Source organism: uncultured Rummeliibacillus sp., assembly GCF_934216135.1.
Classification (GTDB): domain Bacteria; phylum Bacillota; class Bacilli; order Bacillales_A; family Planococcaceae; genus Rummeliibacillus.
Genome location: NZ_CAKQBI010000027.1, coordinates 1 through 20,936 on the forward strand (window position 1 = coordinate 1; position 20,936 = coordinate 20,936).

The following is a 20,936-nucleotide window of genomic DNA, read 5'->3' on the forward strand; positions in this document are numbered from 1 at the left end:
CGTTGTGGTCTTTGTAACAGTAAGTTTGGTTCCATTCGGAATTGTCGCCAATTTTGTTGTTTTTGTTGATGCTGATTGTCGTAGGTTGACATTCGCTGTTGTTTTCACTGTTTCTTTTACGGAAATTGTTGTATTTTTAGGTTCTTCGTTTAATTTTAAATAATTTTTTGCTACCCAGCCCACATGATCTTGCCATTGTATTTTAGCCCAATTAATGCCGTCAACCTTTTTAGTTGAAATAACTTTCACTTTATTTCCTTTTTTTAATACAAAGAGCAGTTTACCATTTAAACCAGCTGCTTGACGGAACTTCACGTTTGCTGTTGTTAAGTAGTTTGCAGTTGCTGCTTTTGCTTGTAATTCTTGCAAATTGAATGGATTTTCAACATAAAAAGCTGTTCCGACAGAACCTGTAATTGCACTAATTAACACTAATTTCGATAATTTTTTAAATGACAAAGTAAAAATCCCCTTTTATCTCTTTATTGATTAGATTTTTGTCAGGTACAACTATTGATCCTTCTCCAACAAAGAATAATTCTATATTGCAAGTCAAATTAATGAATGAGTTATCATTCAGTTAATTTCCATAACGTTAATTTTTAGTATAAAATTATTAATTTATTTATATTTTAAATCATATTCTATTTTCTGCTTGCAAGAATATGAAAATAGGCTTATAGTAATCGCAATTTTATAGTTATAAAACGCTAAAACGAATGACCCTAATAACTAAGCATTTCCATATATTTCATTCTAAAAATCCTGGAGTATTGGTTTAACTTTTTTGACTTATTTATCTTATCTAACTATACTAAATGTTTTTTACATAACATTGTATATGTGTTTGATCTTTATAATTTTTATAAATAGCCAAAGCTAATACATTAAATACCTACCAATAACCTCTATCTGTAAGAATCAAATTCTACGAACATATTTAAATTATTTCATGCCTTATTTAAGCAATATAGATAATATATACCCTTTGCATAGTTTAAATGAATAAAACCTAATTAGTGCATCTTCTAATTATTTTTTTAAATATTTATTCTATGTAAAAATAGTAATACTTTTAGTGGATAAACTATCAATAGAGACCAATGACGACACCTGAATAAGTATAGCACCAATATGTAAAATTATGTATATATCTTTATAACCACCATGGTAATAATGTTATATTATGGATATGCAAAAAAAGAAAAGACCATTTTCTATATAAGAAAATGGTCTTGGTAATTTTATTATTATAACATATTCTCTTTTAAGAATATGACCAATGAACTAGCTATTTCTGGTGTAACACCATGTCCGTCTTCAAAACGTTTGAATGTAACATCTGCACCGTTTTCAATAAAGAAGTCTCTACTTGCTTCTCCCCATTGATATGGAAGTGCCATATCATATGTACCATGTGATATGAAAACAGGCATACCTTCAATAGAATGTTTTTTGTATTCATTTTTAACGAATTCCGGAATATAACCGCTTAATGCTACAATTCCAGCTAACTTTTCTTTTCCCATTGCAAAAGCTAAAGATTTTGCTAAAATTGCACCTTGACTGAATCCCATTAAAAAGATTTTTTCTGCATCAATTGAATATTCGGTAAGAGCTTCTTCTATAAAATTCATAATATGGAGTACAACTTGATCAAATACTTTTCTATGAGGTTTGCCAAACTCTTCAATTGTAAAGAATGCATAACCTGGTTCATGTATGATGGGGCCTTGTAGACTAAATATGTGACATTGATCTTTAATATCATTTAATAATCCTGGTAAATCATGTTCGTCGCTTCCCATACCATGCATTAAAAAAACGGCAGGATATAATTTTCCATGCTCCATATCTTTTGGCGCAGAATGTATAAATGTGAATGGTGAATTCATTAATATCTTCCTTTCAGGATAATCTGGTTCTATGATAACATACTATTTTTTTAAGTCATAACAAGCTTTCTCGAATTCGACAATTTTTCACATTAAGCATAGAAATAAAGTAGGAATAAGATGTATGATATGAATAAAGATTGGGAGGCGTTATCATGGATAGTTTTTTACGAACAGATACTCAAAGAGAATTAATAGCAAAGCTTGAGGAATTAATCCCTGTTTTTCAAAAGCGTGAACCTCAATTAGACATTCGAGGATCTTTTCCATTTGAAAATCTTGAGGATTTGAAAAAAATAGATTATACAAAATTGACATTACCTAAGGAATATGGTGGTCTAGGTCTTGGCTTATATGAATATATTCTAGCTCAAGAAACTATTGCAGTTGGATGTGGTTCTACAGCTCTTGCTCTTGGTTGGTCAAATGGTACGATTCTTGAATATGTGGAAAGTCAACATTGGAATCCAGAAGCAGCTAAAATCGTACTAAATGCCATCGCGGATGGTGGCCTTATCAATACAGCAGCATCAGAAAGAAATGCAGGGAGTCCAACTCGCGGAGCTTTACCTACGACAACTGTTGTAAAAGATGGCGATGAGTTAATTATTACGGGAGAAAAAATCTTCACATCTGCAGCTCCGGCCCTAACTCATTTCATCATTACTGCCACAAATAGAGATAATGAAGTGGAATCTATACTTGTTCCAAGTAATACTAAAGGCATTTCATTGGAAGATTCATGGGATTCACTTGCGATGAGAGGAACTGCCAGTCAAACGTTGATATTAGATCATGTACGTGTTCCAAGTACATACATTTTACAAACAAGCGCTCAAAGAGCCAAAGGAACGAAAGGTTGGCAATTACACATTCCTGCATGTTATATAGGGATAGCAAGAGCAGCTCGAAACTATGCGATGAAATTTGCTACATCTTATATTCCAACTTCTTTAGGTAAACCTATTGCTGAAGCACCTAATATTAAGCACATGATAGGAGAAATGGAACTAACTCTCACAACAGCAAGACATATGTTATATGGAACGATCGAGAGATATGAACATTGTGATGATAAAGCGAACTTTAAGGAACCTTTAGAAGTTACAAAAATTCACGTAACAAATGCTGCGATGAAAGTTGTTGATCTTGCGATGAGAATTGTAGGGGCAAGGGCATTATCAGAATCCAATCCAATGCACCGTTATTATTTAAATGTGCGTGCAGGATTATATAATCCTCCGATGACTGATGTGATTCAAACAAAATTAGCGAATGAAGCAATTAATACGTTTTTGAATAAATAGAAGCAAAAAGCCGATTCTCAACTAAGAGGATCGGCTTTTTCATTCGTAGAAATCCATATACTTTTTATCTCCTTATATTAAGCTAACCTATATTCTATTGTACCTGTGTGGAATTCGCACATGCATTTACGAGATCTTGCCGTCTTCCGCTCCACAATTATTAATGTTGCTTTGAGCTAAAAATTTGATCGTTTTTTCTGTTATTCATAATCGTACCTGTTTATTTAATTAAGCAATGATAAATTTTAGAGATTTCATTGAATCACATTTAATTTCGATTTTCTAGAGAATTAACACATTTTCCTTCACTGTGTTTTGTCTTACCTTCAAAAATATCTGTAACACCATCAGATAATAATTTATCTTTTTCACAAAATTGTTTAACTGTTTTCCTTTTTTTGGTGATTCCATAATAGTATGTCACATCTTGTTCATCTTTAAAAATAACCATGTAATGGCCATGATAAAAATCTTTATTTATAATATATTTCGGCTCTACGTAACTTGCTTCCATTATGTCCTTTTTCGTATAACCCTTTTTCTCTAAATAGACTGGAACATTTTTATTTGCTATATATTTTGTATAAGGATTTCCGTTATTTAATACATAAAAGAAACCAAAAGGAAACGCCACGATAATGAATATAATTAGACCAACAGCAAACCATATAATTTTCTTCTTGATATCATTTTCCTCCCTATTAATAAGGCATTAATTTAGAGTTTAAAAAAACTTTACTTAAAGTCGTGCCTCAATTGTTGTTCGATGAAGTCAAACTTGTTCGTTTATTGGTATTTACATTATTTACTTGAACCCATATTTTAAAAGCTAACTGATCGTAACAATAAAATTATGAAATATATGTAAAATAACAACTGACCATAATGAACCCGTCTTCTTGTAAACAAAACCAAAAAGTAAACCAACAGCGAAAATATATATATGACTCCCAAACACGAAAAACTCTGAATTATAAATCCAAATTGGATAGTGTATTAACAAAAATAATAAAGCTGTAATGATATTCGCTTTCCAAAAAGTAAATTTTTTATTAATCTCTTGTAAAATTAATCCCCTGAAAACAATTTCTTCAGCAATACCTGCCATAAGAAAAGAATTAAGATAGTCGTCAAAAGACAGTGAAAATTGAAACGATTTTCCATTAAGAATATAAGTTACAAATGCAAAATATAAACCAAGCACGAGTGATAGAACTGCTCCCCATAGTAATCCTTTCTTTACATTAACATTCAGTTTTAAATAGTGAACTGGTGAATTGTTTAGATAGTATTTTATATATAACCAAGCAGGAACTATCCAAATTAAAAACTTAACTATTGCCTCAAATATCGCTGAGGTTTTTTCATCAAATAAATCAATATACTTTACAAACCAAAGTTCTTTTAGAGCCCACATCAAGTAAAATATTAATAGATACATCAGCATTATTTTTACTTCACTAATTCTATCTCTTTTTTTGATACTTAACTTTGATTGCATAACCCCCTCCATAAACCATAAATTTAAAATTTAAAAATTTGCTTAGATTACCAATAGAAATGAACAAAATGAATATATTATTTTCTCGATAAGATCTCAAAACTGCTGTGATAATGTGGTTTACCATGCGATAAATCCAAAGAATATGAATTGGAAAAACTAATAATTTCATATTCAGAAACTAATCCTTTAAACTCAGTTTCCGTGAAATAATGTAGATTCATGTTTTTGTTATGATTAAAATATGTATTCTCATCTATTTCTTCATACTTTTTCTTTATACTTTCAATACTAGGTTCAGCTATATTAAAAGCAGTTATGTAAATAAGTCCATTCTTTCGCAAGCCTGTATTTACTTTATTAATAATTTTGCTTATTTCATCTGGAGTGAAAAAATTTAATACATTTGATAGGATGATTAAGTCGTATTTTTCAGAAGAAATATCAAATGATAGAATATCATTTACACTTGCTTTTAACTGAACACCATACTTATTAGATAATTCTTTACATCTTTGAACTGCAGTTTGCGAGAGGTCTATCCCCTCTACTTCAAAGCCAAGCTTCGCAAAAAATAGTGCGTTTCTACCTTCACCAATTCCTATATCCAAAACCTTTCCGTTTTCCGGTAGTAATTTTACATATCTAGTCAACACTTCATTTGGCTTTAATCCCCATAAAATGTCGTTTGATTTGTAATCCTCTTCCCAATTATATTGATTCATAAGTACCTCCACCCACGCGAAATTTTTATAAAGAAAATAATTCAATTTTCAATTTAATAAACATATAATAATAGAATATCGCATTTACAATACATAATTATACCACATATACTTTTTAGAGGGATTTATCAAATGAATTTTAACGGAGGTTTCAATGAGGAAGTATACAGGGATTTTATCAATATTATTGCTTCTTTTTAGTATCAGTTCACTTTTCTTAGGGTCTCAATTCAAATTTTTTTCTGATTACTTATACCAAATTATGTTTCTTTCATATATATTATCTTGGATCTTTACACTTATTTCAAAAAAGGGCATCTGGAAAACATTATCTCTAATTGCATTAATACTCGTCTCTATTGTATTCATCGGATTCTTTCTAATAATGACTATACTTTGGGATAGACCATAATCGTTCTTCTTTATTTTAGGTTGATTTATAGCTATTTTGCGTCTATAAAAAGTTTCCACGAATTAAAGGATTACATCACGAAACTATCAATGAACGTCAGAACACCATCATAAGAAAATTGGATGAAACATTTTCAAGGTGTAGGTCGCTAATTCGAGGCCATCTATTAAGTAAGCAAACAAACTTTGGTTTACCAACATTTGTTTGCTTTTTCTTTTTAGAATACTTCTGTACAACCTTTTATTGGGGCAATGCTCTAGAATTTTTCCGATTCTTTTACTGAAATACTGTTATTTTTTATAAGACGATAGTGAAATTATTTAATTTCGAGTATTTTTCAAATTTATATATAAATCTAAGGTAAATTTCCTATACTAATAACACCATTCACAGGAGTGTCATCATGATTTCATTCATCCTAACTAGAAACCGATACTTAAAGATTTAATGCATTCATTCAAAGAAAAAGTGTTTTTATCTTTCCTATCAACGTTACTTCTCATTAATTTACCTAGTGTTCTCTATTACACATAAATTGAAGGCTGGCGCACTCTGGAGGCGACCTACTTCTCACGGGTTAGCTTGATCCCAAGTAGCCTTGAAATTGAGCTATTTCCGCGAACCAATCCAAGAAAAATCTTTACAATGTGATGTATTTAATAGTCGGCGTAGGAGTCATGATTGGGCTTTTGGCGATTAATGCAAAAGAGTTCATTAATTTTGTTTAATAACTTGATAAAAAAGAACATCCTATGGAGAGTTTGAAAGAAAAGTGCGACAAGGAGAGCTTGCGCTTATAGCGAGGAGTGATATACAACGATTCATTTGTTCGATATCAAAAGGATGCTGTTGGTCATTTTGGTGTTAAATCTAATAGATGGCATTTGTACGGCTTGGGGACTCAGCAATCAATGGATTGAAGAAGCGAACCCACTGTTGAGTTCGTTTTCGCCCTTAACGATTCTTGGAATAAAGGTTTTCTTATCTGGTTTCATTTTGTTTTTGTGGAAATCAAATTTCCCTACAAGGTTAACGAATGTTTGGCGTGTAGTACTTTCTTTCATCATGTTCTTATATAGCGGGATATTCTTTCTACACATGACATGGATGGTTCTTGTGCTAATATAATTTGTTAGAAATATAGTCCCTCAATAGACTATAAATCTGTGAATTAAGATACTACACCAAATAATCTATATATGAATTCAATCTCGCTTTTGACAGACTTCTCCCTTTTGGGAAGTTGTCCTTTTCTGAACGTATGTATAAACTATAGATAATTTGTTTGGTTGTTCGAAATGTTTTTGTTCCAAGCATAGAACTATCTGTTTCTTAATTTATCCTACAAGGAGGCGCTATATGAATTGCTCTTTCTTTATAACCAAGTATACGCGGTGAAGTTTTCCTAACAACCAAAGGCAAAACAATTTAATAGTTTAAAAAGAATTAGGGGCTGATCCACTCATTTTGTTAGCCCCTAAGCCTTATATCAAATCATCATACCTTCAACAAAATCTTGCCTTGATATTGACGGCTTTCCATCAAATCATGAGCCTTAGGTGCATCACATAATTCAAATATACGTGCAATTGGTAGTTTTAATAAGTCTTCTTCAAATAGTTTACATACCTTTTCAGCAACAGATTTTAAACGTTCAGGATGGTGTTTTCTTGTTGTTCCTAAGCTGAACCCTTTTACATTTCTACAGCTTGAATGAACATCACTTGTTTTAAAATGACCTGCTTTCCCACTACTATTTCCAAATTGTACGAGTGTCCCATAGAACGCTAAACACTCCATGCTTTGACTTGTCACATCACCAGCGACAGAATCGAAGATAACATTGGCACCTTCTCCATCTGTCAAATTTAATACAGTTTCAACAAATGTGTCATATGTAGTCACTACGTCTGCACCTAGTTCTTTTACATAGGCTTCTTTATCAAAATTCCCTACTACACCTATAATTCTTTTTACTTTTGCTAGTTTTGCAAGTTGAACAAGCATTGATCCCACTCCACCAGCAGCACTATGAATGACAACTGTATCTTTTTCTCGTACTTGTCCTATTTCATGAATAAGTATGTATGACAATATTGCAACTGTTGGAAAAGTTGCTGCGATTTCAAATGACAGAGCATCAGGAATTTTATAAACGAGGGCTTCTGTTGCTACTACATATTCTGCGTAAGAGCCATTCTTCGGAAAGGCAATCACTCGGTCCCCTTTTGAAAAAGAACTGTTTTCACCTACTTCCTCAATTGTCCCCGCTATATCTAAACCTAAAACCATTGGAAAATTCCCTTTATCTTTCTTTCCCGTTCTATTTTTTATATCTGCAAAATTCACGCTTGTAAAGGCTGTGCGAATTAATACTTCACCCTCACCCAATACAGGTTTTACTACATCTGTATACTTTAAAACATTTGAATCACCGAATTCATTTTGAATAACTGCTTTCATCATAATTCCTCCCTCGTATTATCTCTCTAGGGTGTTCTTTATTGGTTCATTATTTTTTAATGAATTAATCCCCATCAAACCAACAATTACAATAACTCCTCCTCCAACTAAAAATATACTAGCTGTAGAAAGAAGAGGTAACACACTACCGATGACCATTAAAGATAATGTATCGCTTGTATAATTAATAGACGATGATATGCTGAACATTTTGCCTAACATATTACTAGGAGCATGCTTTTGGATGATGACAATTCTTGCAAGGCCTTCACTCGCCTGGCCTATTCCAATGATAATTGCCGCTAAATAGATAACAAAAATAGTTGGTGATAACCCCATTATTAATAAACCAATACCCCATAGAGTGATTCCTATATTAAAAACTATTATTGGATTAAAACTTTTCAGTGTACCTAGAATAATAGAAGTCGAGAATGCTGCAGCCCCAAGTATTCCTGTAATAATTCCGAATGTTGAAATATCTTTACCTAAATTAGAATCTAAATAAATGGGCAATCCCACACGCCATAATCCTGTATTGATCAGTATACTGATTCCTTGAACAAATACAATGAAGAGAATACTTCTATTTGATGTTAAGAAAGCTAAAGTAGATTTAATTTCGCCTATTGTTCCTTGTTCACTTTGATTCGTATCAAAATGAGTATGATAGTTAATCAGTAAATGAAAGATAATCGATATACTTATTAAAATAAATGCTATTGTTATAATGTGAATTTGATCTGTAAACTTAACAACTATACCTACTGAAGCAGGAATTAGAATGCTAGCACCACGTTGAATTGAATCTAAAAGGGCGTTACTTCTTTGTAATTTATTATTCGTAACTAATTCTGGCAACAAAGCTCGAAAACTAGGTTCTGAAAAACAATTTAGAACACTTATTAAGATTGCTATACAGATTAGTAAAACATAATTTAGAACCCCGGAAAAATACATAATCGGAATAGCACCAATTAAAATCGCAATTAGAAAATCACAATTAATCATTAATCTTTTTTTGTTCCATTTATCAGCTTTCACGCCCCCATAAATACCTAAAATAATAAATGGCAAAGTTTCAGCCATAACCATGAAAGACAAATACAATGGTGAATTATTCGTTAACTCCATCGTTAACCAAATTAGTTCCAAGCTAAATAATATTAAAGAGCTTCTTTTAAAGAATCTACCCATTAATAAAAAGATAAAATTTCTCTCACTTAAAGTATGTTTAAATGGAAGTTTCAATTGCAAGCATCCTTTCCGGTAAAGCTTACAAGTCTATTAATAAGATTGTTTTACTTCGATGCATAAAAAGTTAACTCCTCTTCTGAATATGGTGGTTCTTTACGAATACCAGAAAATAATGACTCATCAACAGGTATATTGAGCATTTGACCAACCTTAATCGCAAATTCACGATACGCGAAGGCGATTGCAGTAATGATATTTTTATCTACAGTAATTGGTTGCCGAACAGCATTCCTTTTAGGCAGGAATTCAAACATCTCAAATGCTTCCTCAAATAATCCTGAACTAAATTTTGTATCTTCTAACAATCCTGCTTTCGCTAACAAAACAGGAGAACTTGAAATACTTGCTATTAGAATATTCTTATTATTTTTTAGAGTTTTTAATAATTGTATATTACGTTCATCTTCTATCGCTTCTTTAAAATCAATCATTCCCGGTAAGACAAGTACATCATATTCATCTTGATTGAATTCAGCAAAGGTCTTATTCGGAATAACTTGGATATAATCCTCACTCATATAAATCTTATGTTCTGCTCCGAACACATCCAACTGCTTTTTATGAAACATAAACAATGACGTGAGACAGGTAACTTCTTGTAATGAAAAATTTGGATATATCATAAGTGCTGCCTTTTTCACAAAATTCCTCCTTTGAACCTTAACTTTCACTATGATTAATAATACCTCGATTTGTTTTAATGAATATAGGTGCTACGATTCCCTTTTTGTTTGAGAAAATCCATCTTCTCCCCACAGGGGCAACAATTATATAAACGCCATCTTCATAATCACCCATAAAGTTTAGGTATTGATCATACGAAATCGGTTCATTATTTTTGGATGATATACCTAGTTTCTGAATCCTTTCGATATCCTTTTTAATATCTTGTGAGGTTAATCCAATTTCACTTATATTTACAACATGCATTGGTGTAAATATTTCTTCCGTTGCAGGTGCAGTTGTTTCTCTAGCAATATACTCTACAATATTGCCTGCTGGATCTTCAAAGTAAAAAGATTTGGCTTTCGATTCAACAAATTGCACTTCATCTTCACCCTCTTCTGTCGCTAACGATATTCGTTGTTGAATCCATCTTTTTGCCTCGTTAAAAAGATTTGGTGGAATATTAAATGCAAAATGATAATAATAAGAATGATTTTCGGCCTTGTGCAAAGTTAAGACACTACTGCCTGTTTGAAAATTTGTGACTATATTATTTTCAGAAATACATCTAAACTCCAGAACATTCTTATAAAAAGAAACCGTTTCTTTGTAATTCGAAATATAAAGCTCAATTTGTTCAATTTTCACATTAATCGCCTCCTTTTCTCTATCATAAATTGGAAAAGGAAGGATTAACATACATCATTAGATTGAACTTCAAGTTTAAGATCCAAAACTATAAATTTATACTTGCCATATTTAAAACATTATTTTTGTTTTCTTTTTCTTCGGCCATATAAAATAAGAAATCGTAAAAAGAAAATCAATGCCTAGTACTAGCGCCCATATTTTAATCACCTCAAGTAGTGCTTCAGTTCGTGTTGTATCTTTTATTAAGCTAATCATCATTATTATTAAGCCAGCACCAAGTAGAAATGATAATATGTGCTTACTAAAACCTTTTAAATAATGCAATGCATAGTCCATTCCGGATAACATAACTGGCTTTGTACCTTCCTTTTTAACATAGAAAAGGAATCTCTTATCTGCCCAATCAATCATGCTTTTTCCAAATCCAATTGATATACCGATATAAACGGCAGCGATACCATGCGCTACTGTCGCAGTAGCACCACGATATAAATCGATAGTTGTTATGATTAATAAAATTAAATCAATAACGGGTGTTAAAGCCATTAAAAATAGTCCTAATTTTTTGCGATTGAACACATATCGTGTAACAAGTCCTAAAACAATAACGATCCAAAACATAATTTCACATGCTACAATCATCCATGCTACAAAATTCAAAGAAACCCTCCATATCTAATTATTTTCTATAAGTCTTTATATAATATCTCCCCAGGTAAACCATCAATCTCGCATACCTTTAGAGAATGAAAACCTAAGCTTATTAATATTTTCCTCGATGCTACATTATTTGGGTCAATAATGGCAGTTAATTTTTTTAATCCATCTTCTTTTGCTTTTTCAACTAAGGCATTAGCTATTTCACTACCAAATCCCTTTCCCCAATATTTTGGTAGTAGCATATAGCTTCATTGTCATTATCTTTATTGAAAGTTAGATTACCTGAACCTAGAAATTCATTTGTGGCATTATTAAAAACTTTGAAGCTTCCATACTTATCAAAAAGCGTATTTTGTTTAATAATTTTATTGAATCTTTCCCTAGCAACTTCTAATGTAATGGCCTTTTCAGTAATCATGGCCATTACCTTTTCATTTGAAACCAACGAATAATAAAGTTCAAAATCATTTACAGTAAATTTAGCTAATTTAAGATTCGTCATTTTATTTAATCCTTTCTATAAATTTCCTATTTCAAATAGACAATATCTATTATAGTATAAAGATGGTTTTAAGTTTAAAAAGAATATTCTATAATTATTTAATATCTTATTGCGCTTTTCTTTTTTGTTTATATAGACTATCGAGGTCTGTAATTTTAATAAAAATCAATTTTTATTATTAAAAATATGAACGATTTACATAATATTCGTATTTTGAATCAGCCTAACTATAAATAATTTATATAGAGGTGATTCGAATGAATAAATACTTCGTTTTTCTGTTTACATTTATGCTCACTTTTTTCTCACTCTCTTTTTCATCAAATGCTGATTCAACAAGTGATGACATTGAGTTGTATTATTACGACATCGGCTATAAAGATGTGGCAAATGCTGTTATAGATGGTCAAAAACATTTCAAGAAACAAATATCTTTGCCATCAAAATTGCCGGAAGTAACGTTTACACATGCTTTTGGCCGGATGAATGACTTAGAAGGTGATGAAAGTGATGAATTAGAGTTTACTTTTTTACACGAAGACAAGGCACAAAACCATTTTAAAATTCTCATTAAACCAGTGAAGTATCAGCTTCCTTTTGAAGAAAAACATATTAAGCAAAAGATCAAACTCAATAATGGAGATGAAGCTATATATAGTAAAAGGTTTACTGGATTTGATACTATTGCTTTCGAAAAAAATGGATTTCAATATCTATTAAGCATGGATGAAGACTGTGGGAAGAAAATGTCTGTTGATGCACTAATTGATATAGCTAACTCCATTAAGTAAAACAATTCAATTAGTGTTGTGACCTTATCCCTACATTTGGACATTTAGGTTATTACAGAACTGAATATAGATGAAATTAAAAGAAAGACTTGACTCAACACCTTTTGTTGAATCAAGTCTTCAAAATTTTGATGATTTATAAAATATTTTATTGTATTATTCGTTTGCAATTAAACTTAAAATTGTATAAGATTTTGTCTATGCAATTATAAGCTTGTTATTTGGTATGCTCATTTACTAAATTACCTTTTAAGCATAATAGTCAATTTTAAATACAATTACCAATAAAGGAGAAGCCATGGACATTTTAATAAGACCTATTAAGAGAACTGATTATAGTAAGCTCAAACCGTTATTAGATGAGTTAGGTTATCCTTCTTCAGCTGAGGATATTACTAATCGTTTTATTGAATTACAGAAACATCCTGATTATGAGGGTTTAGTAGCCATTAAAAACAGGCAAATCGTTGGTTTCGCAGGAGTTTGTAAAGCTTATTACTTCGAAATGACAGGTAAATACAGTAGAATCTTAGCATTTATCGTAAGCTCAAAAGAACGTCAACAAGGTATTGGAACAAAATTACTAAAATCATGTGAGCAATGGTCTATCGATCAAGGTTGTAATGCAATCACACTTAATAGTGGTAATCGTGAAGAACGTCAAATTGCACATACTTTTTATAAAGGAAATGGCTATACTGGAAAAAGTACAGGGTTTGTTAAGAAACTCAATTAATCCATTAAATGAATAAATCATACATATCATTGATCAATAAGACGACTATCTCACTCTAATAAATCTGATATTTCATTTTCTGTAATTGGTTTATTTAGTGAATAGTAAATGTCATTGATTTCAATTTCATCATCTAAAAATGTAATAGAAAATTCTTTTTCGTCACTAAAAAGGTTTCATGATATATATAACCCTTTGTTTTTTCATGATGTTTCATTTCCTTATATATTCTTTCATTTAATAGATCAACAAATTGTTGTTTGTCTTCATCACTTATACTGTATCGTTTACCATTTCTTCCATCAATGACTTCTATTTTGGATAATGATTTCACGTCAACAATCTCTTTAAATTCCTTTGAGTTTGTCTGAGTGCAGCCGCTAAGGGTTAAAAGAAATAAAAATGCAATTACTTTTTTCATATTATTCTCCCCTTTCGTTCTGCACTAAGATAGAGTTTCTACCTATAAAATCAATTACTTGGCGAGTTGAATAAACTAACGCATCATTTTCTATTTTCTCTCTTATGCTGAGTGCATCATGAAGATAATCCTTTGCCAAATTTACATCACCTAATTCTAAGAAACATTTCCCTTTGTGTTGATAAATGTAATGCTCATAATCTTCAATTTGATATTCCTTTGATATCTTCATAGCATCATCGAACAATTCGAGTGCTTTTTTATGTAAATTCGCATATTTGTATGCTTCACCCAAACGTATCATTGTTATGATCTGCTTCCGTGGTTCATGTTGACTAATGGTTAAACATTTTTGGAAATATTTAATTCCTTCAGTAGGATTGTTTAGTATGCGATATGAGTAACCTAGAAAGCTAAATATACAATATTGTTCATCCATTGTTAGTGAAGTTTCTAGTAAAATCTCTGTCTCTTGAATAAAGATATGAAAATGTGATTTTGAATTTGTTTGTTCCCTAAAATATTGATTCTCATCAAAGAATACATATTGACTTAACCTATTAAAATCTTTCTTCACTTTTTCTATACTCATGACTACCTCCATCACTAATTTTCAGTAAGTCCTTTCTTGAATAAACCATTTTACTAATATCACGATACTCAGCTATTTTGAGTGATAAAGCCCCAAAAAAGAATATATTATACTAAAAGCCTAAATTTCCTGCTTTAGCAAAGAAAATTTAGGCTTCACACTCAAAATTTCATTGACGATTATTTTTTCAATTACTGATCAATGGGCTAGCATTGTTCGAGGGCGAGTTGCCTTAAACCAATGTAAACAAAGTATGAAAATGATTACGATATCAATAATATCTCCCCCATAATACATGAGCATGCCACCAAGTTCTGCTTGATCTACGGTTACTCCATTAGGCGGGTTCGCATAAATATACTTTGATAGAATACCATGGCCAGCTAAGGCAGCGACTAATACGATTGCTCGGGTTCTAAAAGAAATTCTATGAGGTATTGGATCGATATAAATCATTGATACTGTAAACAAATAACCGGCCAAAAATATATGGAAATGGACAATTAGATGTAAAAGGATATACTCATGCATAAGTGAGAATAGATTGGTAGTGTATAAAATCCAAAGCCCTCCTATGTTAAGAAGGGATGCAACAACAGGATTAGTAATTATACGGAATGGCCAGCTTCTTATAACTTTTGAAAATCTTCTAGCTATTGGAACACTTAACGTTCGTAGTAAAAGTGTCATTGGCGCAGCAAGGACCATAAGCAGCGGCGCAAGCATGCCTAAAAAAAGATGTCCAAACATGTGAGCTGTAAAATCTACATGTGCGCGATTTGCTAAAGGGCCTACAACTGAAAAAGTTGCTAAAATACAACCAAGAGCCCAACAGAAAATACGATGGATTGGCCAAGGTTTGTAACGCTTATTGGATACCACAACAGCAACGATATACATGACCAAAGCCAATACAAACGGTAGTCCCAAGACAAGCTGGGGAATTATTTCGACTATATTGTGGAATTGTGTTCCATTGCTATGATGAATATGGTTATTGATAATCATGCGAGATATCCTTCCTCAATTGATGTCTATCTCTTGTACTTACAAGAAGACGAAGACCATTTATAATCATTAAAAACGCCAATATATTCCATATTAAATCGTAAATAATTACATTCTCTACATAACGAATTTGGTGTATCTCCATTATCTTGTGTTGAATGGTACCGTCATATAATTGAAATCCGCCAGAACCTGTAAACACTCCTCCTAACCATCTCTTAAACCACAGTGCATTTCGTCGCCTGAGATCTGCGAAAAGAAATAATCCTCCAATAGTTGCAAACCAACTAAATGCATGAAATAGTCCGTCTGAAATGAGTCCAATATCAGTTGTGGATTTGTCATAAAAATGATGCCATCGTAGAAGTTGATGAAAAACTGTCTCGTCTATAAAGGCTGCTAGCCCCATTCCAAATAGAACTCCAGACCACAAATTACGACTTAAATAAGCAGATTGAACATTATTTTTGTCAGCCATTTTTTACTCCCTTATAACATAATTATCTATATTCAGTGTTACCTCCAATTTTCCTAATTAAACAAGGCTATTCAGGATTGTCAGAAAAATGGCCATCTATTTTCTTAGTTAACGCTTGCTCAAATACTAACAATCTATCAAATTCAAAGTTTATTATTAATTTGTAGGTCTGACTTTTTTATCACCATATAAGATAAACCGAATTATTTTATTTCTATTTACTTACCAATTAAAAAGTAATAGAATTTTCAATTAATATATAATGCGAGGTGATAACCATGAACTATACGATTAGAAAAATGGATAAAAAAGATATATCCGGAGTACAACAGGTGGCCAAAACAAGTTGGCATCATACTTATGCTGGGATCATTCCTTTTGATATTCAAGAGAATTTTTTAAACATGGCATATAATGACGAAAGGTTGCAAAGAAGGTTAGAACTATCGCATATGTTTGTTGCGGTTTCAGAAGGTAAAATAGTTGGTTTTGCTAATTACTCCCCTTTAAAAGAGGATGCAACAGCTGAACTTTCTGCCATTTATCTATATCCTGAATATCAAGGATTCGGCATAGGCACTTCCCTTTTACACGAAGGCATAAAACTTCTAAATGGTGTTAAAGAGATATATATTAACGTTGAACGCGATAACAAATCTGGAAGAGATTTTTATCACGCAAAAGGATTTACAATTGTTTCAGAATTCGATGATAACTTTGATGGCCATATTTTAAAAACTGTTAGAATGGTTTTGAAAGTTTCATCATAACAACTAAAAATGCAGAAATATAGATAATACTATTTCTGCATTACTTTTATTTCTTTATGATCTTGATCATAAGTAATGATATTTTCCGAAGCATCATTTGATTTTATAGCTTTCGGTAATCGATCAATTTTCATAAAAAAATCCTGGTTTGAATTGATATTAGTCGAATATTGATAGTCATAGCTTAATAATTTTACTTTTATAGAGTGGATTTTCCCCTGTGGATTAGAACCATAGACAATACCAAATCGTCCATCTTTGGTATTAACTGTTTGATATTTTAAATGATTTGTTCCATACCCAGCAGATATTATTTGAAATTTCCCGTTCCATCCTTTATCTAGTTTCACTATGCCAAGTTTTTTAGATTTGAATTGTAGAAAACCAATATATGAATTTGAATTGCCTAATTGATGTAACTTAACCTGATTATTTAGAGTGATCTTTTCATTTCCTCTACTTAACCATTCTTCTATATTTTCTGTTAGATGTTCATCATTTTTTACATTGAAACGATGGTTATAATTTAAAATATAGATAACACCTATAATCATTAATAATCCAATAAAAGAAAAGAAGACTGCTTTTTTATGCTTCATAGTAACCTCCTGCAGGAAAGAAATTTATTCCATTAATGTAATTAATATTATATACTAAAAGAATCAATAAACGAATATGGAGAGATTAAATTGAAGCTATTAGTTAAAATGAATGAAGCAGAATTTGAAAAGTATATAGCAGACAAAGAAAAAAGATATGCTGAAACTTTAGCATCTCATACATATGAAATCACAGAATCAGCAGATATTCGTGCAAAAAAATCGATGCAACAATACTTACCTAACGGTTTTCACACCAACCAACATGAATTTTATAAGATTGTGTATCACAATGATGATTGTGGTTACGTATGGATTAAGATCGATGATGGAAAAAAGAGTGCATTTTTATATGAGATTTTTATATTTGACCAATACCGATCTAAAGGAATTGGCACAATGGTAATGAATGAAATTCAAGAATATTTAACAAGTAAAGAAATTCAATACTTTAAGCTACATGTTTTCGGAACAAATGTAAAAGCCATAAAACTGTATGAAACATTGGGATTTGAAGTTGCTGGGATTAATATGTATAAAGAAATTTAATCATTATATGATAACAAATTGCCCCCGAAAAATTTATCCTAATAGGTGGCAAGTACATTTACGATAATCTTCTATTTTCTCTTTTTATAGAAATACCAACCCGAGAATAATCCTAAAAAGAAACCAATCAAAACGATACGTAAAACGGGTATTATGAAATCAACAAGTGGTTCATAAGATGTTATAGATGATCCTGCATCAATATGTTCAACTGATGTATATTTTACAAATAGTATTCCTAATCCTAATCCAATATAGAACCCGTAATTCAATATGTTCTGATATTTTTTCCATTCTATTCCCCCTAAATGAAATTTTGAAAGGATTATTTCTATGAGATTATATTGGCAAACTTATAAATATATTTTAAAAAAAGATATAATGTTACTGATTATAGCTTGTTTTATGTTATTTTTTACATTTGGTCTTTGGGTCGGGTTACCTGTGTGGGTTATATCAGTCTATATAGAACAGTATACAAATAGTATTTTACTTGTAATTATAATTGTCCCTATATCAGTTGGGTTATTTTTTTCACTATATTTTATGCCTATTAATATCAAAGTCGCTAGAAGAATAGCACATATCAAAAAAAGCAGCACATGGAAAATATTACTCAAAATTGAGAGTGTATTTGTCTTGATGATTGTTATTATTTTTATTTTAATAGTTTTTATTATTCTTTTATTGAATCAATTATTATAAATAAAATATTACCATTACTATTTCCCTTTTTGCATTGTTACTGTCGCCATTTTAAAACCCGTTGGACTAGTTGTGAGTTCCTCTTTTGTAATGTGATAGCCAAGCTTGCTATATAAGCGAATATTATCCTTTTCAGATTTTCTAACTTTGCATTTAACGTGATTAATGTTCTCTTCATAGGCTACCTTTTCAATATAAGTCACTAACGCTGAAGCTATGCCCTTTCCTTGATATGTGGGTAGTACCGATAGTCTAGAAAAATATAAAGAATCCTTTTGATTCATTACTTTAACTACACCAACTAGTTGTTCTTTAACATAAGCTCCAAAAATACGTATTCCATCTTTTAGATTTTCTTCAACTGTCATACTTGTTTCAGATAAAGCGCTTGAAGGCATAGGGTCTGTCTCGTAGCGTTTAAATGCTGCATGAATAACATCAATTATTTGTTTTGAGTTTGTTACGTTTTGGATACGATCAATAAGATTTAATTCTTTTTGGTTAATTTGCATAATAGCCTCCTAATTTTTTGAAATATTTTGCAAGTTCCCTTTAATTATATAAAAGATTAGTGATCTTCTGAAATTTTTATTCGCTTTTGACAAGAACTTATTCGCTAATTAGGAGGTTTTATTCGCTCCTGCAGTCAGTTTATTCGCTCGAAATGAAATTGAATTCGCTCTTTCGAAAATTTAAGTCCTTATAGGAAGGCAACTTAATAAGAAATCCAGCTCAATAATCTGGTCCTTTTGCTAAGTAGCGGAGTCGATGGAATGGTACTACTCAACTTCTATAACAAATGCATAAGAAGCATCACCTTTAGACATATTCGAATCTTTTTCATCCGTCCATCTAACTCCATATGAATAATAATAAATACCTTTTTTCATGGGTGCTTTTATCTCGTTATCTATTATTTCTATATCCGATACTTTGTTGTTCATAAACTGTTCTACCGTAAATTCTGTTGGTTTAGGTTCATAGTCCATCAGGAATGATATTGTTTCACCAGGTTTCACCTTAATAGGATCTTTTCCTTCTAAAAGTTTAACTGGTCCAACAGTATCAACACATCTTGCTTTATTCGTTTCTTTCCAACAATAAGTTCCTAATTTCGTTTCATACTTTTCATTTCCGATTTGAAGCCATACTTTTGGTGGCTTTCCATCAGTCATCTCATTATCATTATTAGAACACCCTATTAGAAAACATCCTACAAGAATTACTAAAACAAACATCCACCTACTCATATAACACCCCTTTTAATTATTAACCAATTTCTATGAAAATCACTGTCTTAGTTTTCTTTTTCTCAGGAGCTTCTTTCCTCTTGGGTTATAAGTAAAGGTAACTAAAAAAATAATAGTTATAACGCCTTTCTGATTAATCTATTTTAATCCCCTTTGTTGATCAAGCTTTCGTATTCTGCTCCCACTCATTAGCTAGTAAACTATAAGTAACAATATCTTCATAATGATCGTATAGCCATTGCCCATGTCTTTTAATGCCTTCTTTTACAAAACCTAATCTTTCAGGTATTGCTATGCTTTTATGATTATTTACTGCACATTGAATTTCGACCCTAGTTAAGTTCAAATTTTTAAATATGTATTCCAATAAAGCTGTTATTGTTCTTGTAATAATTCCCTTCCCTTGAGCCTCTTCAGCAAGAAAGTAACCTATACTTGTTGCTCTATTATTCCAATCTATATAGTGAAGTCCAACCATGCCGACTAATTGATCATGGTATAGAATCCCTGCATCAAAACCGTTATTATTGGCATAATTACTGATCCAAATCGGAATAATTGGTTCAAAATCTTGAGCAGACTTCCTTTTATCTACCCATAGCAACCATTTTCTTAAATGTTCTCGATTAGTATCTATAAGCTTGAATAATTCTTCCTTATGATGTTGTTGTAATAATACAATAGAAATTTCTTCATCTACTTTAAATGAAAACACAAATATCCCCCTTTGTAATTCCCAACTGATTAACTAGACATCATTTCATCATTTGATAAGAAATATAGATGTTATATAATAAAGGAACTAATAAAGCTATAGCTAAACAAAGTACTGCCCCTTTTTTGGCTTGCGCTGTCTGACTTTTGTCATCAGCTTTTAAATATTGTAAGAATGTCAATGTAAAATAAAAACATAATACTATAAATACATTTGAAACAATTCCAATCCACCCTGCTGAACTTAGTATATTTAAATTATCCATTTATTTATCTCTCTTTCT

At 31.2% G+C, this 20,936-nt stretch carries 25 protein-coding genes and 1 pseudogene; 6 read left to right on the plus strand and 20 right to left on the minus strand.

Annotated features, from left to right (window positions below; translation table 11 throughout):
- The coding region (locus Q0977_RS14245) for an SH3 domain-containing protein (protein WP_299515211.1) at positions 1 to 459 on the minus strand (459 nt) is incomplete at its 3' end.
- Positions 460 to 1,250: 791 nt separating this feature from the next.
- On the minus strand, positions 1,251 to 1,895 hold the full coding sequence (locus tag Q0977_RS14250; RefSeq protein WP_124217533.1) for an alpha/beta hydrolase: 645 nt from the start codon (positions 1,893 to 1,895) through the stop codon (positions 1,251 to 1,253).
- A 155-nt stretch (positions 1,896 to 2,050) separates the two neighbouring features.
- On the opposite strand from Q0977_RS14250, the gene Q0977_RS14255 reads away from it, so the two are divergent.
- Positions 2,051 to 3,202: an acyl-CoA dehydrogenase family protein gene (locus Q0977_RS14255; protein WP_299515215.1), complete on the plus strand. Its 1,152-nt coding sequence runs from the start codon at positions 2,051 to 2,053 to the stop codon at positions 3,200 to 3,202.
- A gap of 268 nt (positions 3,203 to 3,470) precedes the next feature.
- On the opposite strand, the gene Q0977_RS14260 is transcribed toward Q0977_RS14255, so the two are convergent.
- From Q0977_RS14260 to Q0977_RS14270, 3 genes are all read right to left on the minus strand, one after another.
- Positions 3,471 to 3,908 (minus strand): DUF3139 domain-containing protein, encoded by a 438-nt coding sequence (locus tag Q0977_RS14260; protein ID WP_367269480.1) that lies wholly within the window; start codon positions 3,906 to 3,908, stop codon positions 3,471 to 3,473.
- 123 nt (positions 3,909 to 4,031) lie between these two features.
- A complete protein-coding gene (locus Q0977_RS14265) occupies positions 4,032 to 4,703 on the minus strand; it encodes a CPBP family intramembrane glutamic endopeptidase (RefSeq protein WP_299515217.1) in 672 nt (223 codons plus the stop codon).
- A gap of 77 nt (positions 4,704 to 4,780) precedes the next feature.
- On the minus strand, positions 4,781 to 5,428 hold the full coding sequence (locus tag Q0977_RS14270; protein WP_299515219.1) for a bifunctional 2-polyprenyl-6-hydroxyphenol methylase/3-demethylubiquinol 3-O-methyltransferase UbiG: 648 nt from the start codon (positions 5,426 to 5,428) through the stop codon (positions 4,781 to 4,783).
- 1,255 nt (positions 5,429 to 6,683) lie between these two features.
- Here Q0977_RS14270 and Q0977_RS18275 point away from each other — a divergent pair.
- On the plus strand, positions 6,684 to 6,968 hold the full coding sequence (locus Q0977_RS18275; RefSeq protein WP_367269479.1) for a DUF5658 family protein: 285 nt from the start codon (positions 6,684 to 6,686) through the stop codon (positions 6,966 to 6,968).
- Between the two features lie 369 nt (positions 6,969 to 7,337).
- Here Q0977_RS18275 and Q0977_RS14275 read toward each other — a convergent pair whose 3' ends face one another.
- The 6 genes and pseudogenes from Q0977_RS14275 to Q0977_RS14300 form a co-directional block, all read right to left on the minus strand.
- A complete protein-coding gene (locus Q0977_RS14275) occupies positions 7,338 to 8,303 on the minus strand; it encodes a zinc-binding dehydrogenase (protein WP_299515221.1) in 966 nt (321 codons plus the stop codon).
- An 18-nt stretch (positions 8,304 to 8,321) separates the two neighbouring features.
- Positions 8,322 to 9,554: an MFS transporter gene (locus tag Q0977_RS14280; protein WP_299515223.1), complete on the minus strand. Its 1,233-nt coding sequence runs from the start codon at positions 9,552 to 9,554 to the stop codon at positions 8,322 to 8,324.
- Positions 9,555 to 9,604: 50 nt separating this feature from the next.
- On the minus strand, positions 9,605 to 10,201 hold the full coding sequence (locus tag Q0977_RS14285) for a DJ-1/PfpI family protein (RefSeq protein WP_299515225.1): 597 nt from the start codon (positions 10,199 to 10,201) through the stop codon (positions 9,605 to 9,607).
- 19 nt (positions 10,202 to 10,220) lie between these two features.
- Positions 10,221 to 10,874, minus strand: a complete 654-nt coding sequence (locus Q0977_RS14290) for a VOC family protein (RefSeq protein WP_299515227.1) — start codon at positions 10,872 to 10,874, stop codon at positions 10,221 to 10,223.
- A 111-nt stretch (positions 10,875 to 10,985) separates the two neighbouring features.
- Positions 10,986 to 11,537 (minus strand): hypothetical protein, encoded by a 552-nt coding sequence (locus Q0977_RS14295; RefSeq protein WP_299515229.1) that lies wholly within the window; start codon positions 11,535 to 11,537, stop codon positions 10,986 to 10,988.
- 26 nt (positions 11,538 to 11,563) lie between these two features.
- Positions 11,564 to 12,039, minus strand: a pseudogene (locus Q0977_RS14300) (GNAT family N-acetyltransferase).
- A 257-nt stretch (positions 12,040 to 12,296) separates the two neighbouring features.
- On the opposite strand from Q0977_RS14300, the gene Q0977_RS14305 reads away from it, so the two are divergent.
- Both Q0977_RS14305 and Q0977_RS14310 read left to right on the plus strand, forming a co-directional pair.
- Complete coding sequence (locus Q0977_RS14305; RefSeq protein ID WP_119417284.1) at positions 12,297 to 12,830, plus strand: hypothetical protein; 534 nt, start codon at positions 12,297 to 12,299, stop codon at positions 12,828 to 12,830.
- 298 nt (positions 12,831 to 13,128) lie between these two features.
- On the plus strand, positions 13,129 to 13,566 hold the full coding sequence (locus Q0977_RS14310) for a GNAT family N-acetyltransferase (RefSeq protein WP_299515231.1): 438 nt from the start codon (positions 13,129 to 13,131) through the stop codon (positions 13,564 to 13,566).
- Positions 13,567 to 13,699: 133 nt separating this feature from the next.
- On the opposite strand, the gene Q0977_RS14315 is transcribed toward Q0977_RS14310, so the two are convergent.
- The 4 genes from Q0977_RS14315 to Q0977_RS14330 form a co-directional block, all read right to left on the minus strand.
- The gene (locus Q0977_RS14315) at positions 13,700 to 13,987 is read right to left on the minus strand and encodes a hypothetical protein (RefSeq protein WP_299515233.1); all 288 of its coding nucleotides are present in this window, start codon (positions 13,985 to 13,987) and stop codon (positions 13,700 to 13,702) included.
- A gap of 1 nt (position 13,988) precedes the next feature.
- Complete coding sequence (locus tag Q0977_RS14320; protein ID WP_299515235.1) at positions 13,989 to 14,579, minus strand: tetratricopeptide repeat protein; 591 nt, start codon at positions 14,577 to 14,579, stop codon at positions 13,989 to 13,991.
- Between the two features lie 198 nt (positions 14,580 to 14,777).
- Positions 14,778 to 15,584: a cytochrome c oxidase assembly protein gene (locus tag Q0977_RS14325; protein ID WP_124217572.1), complete on the minus strand. Its 807-nt coding sequence runs from the start codon at positions 15,582 to 15,584 to the stop codon at positions 14,778 to 14,780.
- Positions 15,574 to 16,065, minus strand: a complete 492-nt coding sequence (locus tag Q0977_RS14330) for a DUF2243 domain-containing protein (RefSeq protein WP_119417280.1) — start codon at positions 16,063 to 16,065, stop codon at positions 15,574 to 15,576. The genes Q0977_RS14325 and Q0977_RS14330 overlap by 11 nt, the downstream gene beginning before the upstream one ends.
- A gap of 278 nt (positions 16,066 to 16,343) precedes the next feature.
- On the opposite strand from Q0977_RS14330, the gene Q0977_RS14335 reads away from it, so the two are divergent.
- On the plus strand, positions 16,344 to 16,835 hold the full coding sequence (locus Q0977_RS14335) for a GNAT family N-acetyltransferase (RefSeq protein ID WP_124217520.1): 492 nt from the start codon (positions 16,344 to 16,346) through the stop codon (positions 16,833 to 16,835).
- A gap of 29 nt (positions 16,836 to 16,864) precedes the next feature.
- Here Q0977_RS14335 and Q0977_RS14340 read toward each other — a convergent pair whose 3' ends face one another.
- The gene (locus Q0977_RS14340; protein ID WP_299515238.1) at positions 16,865 to 17,434 is read right to left on the minus strand and encodes a hypothetical protein; all 570 of its coding nucleotides are present in this window, start codon (positions 17,432 to 17,434) and stop codon (positions 16,865 to 16,867) included.
- 90 nt (positions 17,435 to 17,524) lie between these two features.
- Here Q0977_RS14340 and Q0977_RS14345 point away from each other — a divergent pair, with 90 nt between their 5' ends.
- Positions 17,525 to 17,983, plus strand: a complete 459-nt coding sequence (locus tag Q0977_RS14345; protein WP_299515240.1) for an N-acetyltransferase — start codon at positions 17,525 to 17,527, stop codon at positions 17,981 to 17,983.
- 722 nt (positions 17,984 to 18,705) lie between these two features.
- On the opposite strand, the gene Q0977_RS14350 is transcribed toward Q0977_RS14345, so the two are convergent.
- From Q0977_RS14350 to Q0977_RS14365, 4 genes are all read right to left on the minus strand, one after another.
- A complete protein-coding gene (locus tag Q0977_RS14350) occupies positions 18,706 to 19,200 on the minus strand; it encodes a GNAT family N-acetyltransferase (RefSeq protein WP_299515242.1) in 495 nt (164 codons plus the stop codon).
- 267 nt (positions 19,201 to 19,467) lie between these two features.
- Complete coding sequence (locus Q0977_RS14355; protein ID WP_164489544.1) at positions 19,468 to 19,938, minus strand: hypothetical protein; 471 nt, start codon at positions 19,936 to 19,938, stop codon at positions 19,468 to 19,470.
- Between the two features lie 160 nt (positions 19,939 to 20,098).
- Positions 20,099 to 20,653, minus strand: a complete 555-nt coding sequence (locus Q0977_RS14360; protein ID WP_124217514.1) for a GNAT family N-acetyltransferase — start codon at positions 20,651 to 20,653, stop codon at positions 20,099 to 20,101.
- A gap of 40 nt (positions 20,654 to 20,693) precedes the next feature.
- Complete coding sequence (locus Q0977_RS14365; RefSeq protein WP_124217513.1) at positions 20,694 to 20,918, minus strand: hypothetical protein; 225 nt, start codon at positions 20,916 to 20,918, stop codon at positions 20,694 to 20,696.
- Positions 20,919 to 20,936 lie beyond the last annotated feature (18 nt).

Excerpts from the sequence above, each read along its gene's own strand:
- Q0977_RS14340 (WP_299515238.1), bottom strand. The coding sequence starts at position 17,434 with ATGAAGCATAAAAAAGCAGTCTTCTTTTCTTTTATTGGATTATTAATG.
- Q0977_RS14270 (WP_299515219.1), bottom strand. The coding sequence starts at position 5,428 with ATGAATCAATATAATTGGGAAGAGGATTACAAATCAAACGACATTTTA.
- Q0977_RS14265 (WP_299515217.1), bottom strand. The coding sequence starts at position 4,703 with ATGCAATCAAAGTTAAGTATCAAAAAAAGAGATAGAATTAGTGAAGTA.
- Q0977_RS14315 (WP_299515233.1), bottom strand. The coding sequence starts at position 13,987 with ATGAAAAAAGTAATTGCATTTTTATTTCTTTTAACCCTTAGCGGCTGC.
- Q0977_RS14330 (WP_119417280.1), bottom strand. The coding sequence starts at position 16,065 with ATGGCTGACAAAAATAATGTTCAATCTGCTTATTTAAGTCGTAATTTG.
- Q0977_RS14365 (WP_124217513.1), bottom strand. The coding sequence starts at position 20,918 with ATGGATAATTTAAATATACTAAGTTCAGCAGGGTGGATTGGAATTGTT.
- Q0977_RS14320 (WP_299515235.1), bottom strand. The coding sequence starts at position 14,579 with ATGAGTATAGAAAAAGTGAAGAAAGATTTTAATAGGTTAAGTCAATAT.
- Q0977_RS14275 (WP_299515221.1), bottom strand. The coding sequence starts at position 8,303 with ATGAAAGCAGTTATTCAAAATGAATTCGGTGATTCAAATGTTTTAAAG.
- Q0977_RS14350 (WP_299515242.1), bottom strand. The coding sequence starts at position 19,200 with ATGCAAATTAACCAAAAAGAATTAAATCTTATTGATCGTATCCAAAAC.
- Q0977_RS14335 (WP_124217520.1), top strand. The coding sequence starts at position 16,344 with ATGAACTATACGATTAGAAAAATGGATAAAAAAGATATATCCGGAGTA.
- Q0977_RS14355 (WP_164489544.1), bottom strand. The coding sequence starts at position 19,938 with ATGAGTAGGTGGATGTTTGTTTTAGTAATTCTTGTAGGATGTTTTCTA.
- Q0977_RS14305 (WP_119417284.1), top strand. The coding sequence starts at position 12,297 with ATGAATAAATACTTCGTTTTTCTGTTTACATTTATGCTCACTTTTTTC.
- Q0977_RS14255 (WP_299515215.1), top strand. The coding sequence starts at position 2,051 with ATGGATAGTTTTTTACGAACAGATACTCAAAGAGAATTAATAGCAAAG.
- Q0977_RS14250 (WP_124217533.1), bottom strand. The coding sequence starts at position 1,895 with ATGAATTCACCATTCACATTTATACATTCTGCGCCAAAAGATATGGAG.
- Q0977_RS18275 (WP_367269479.1), top strand. The coding sequence starts at position 6,684 with ATGCTGTTGGTCATTTTGGTGTTAAATCTAATAGATGGCATTTGTACG.
- Q0977_RS14310 (WP_299515231.1), top strand. The coding sequence starts at position 13,129 with ATGGACATTTTAATAAGACCTATTAAGAGAACTGATTATAGTAAGCTC.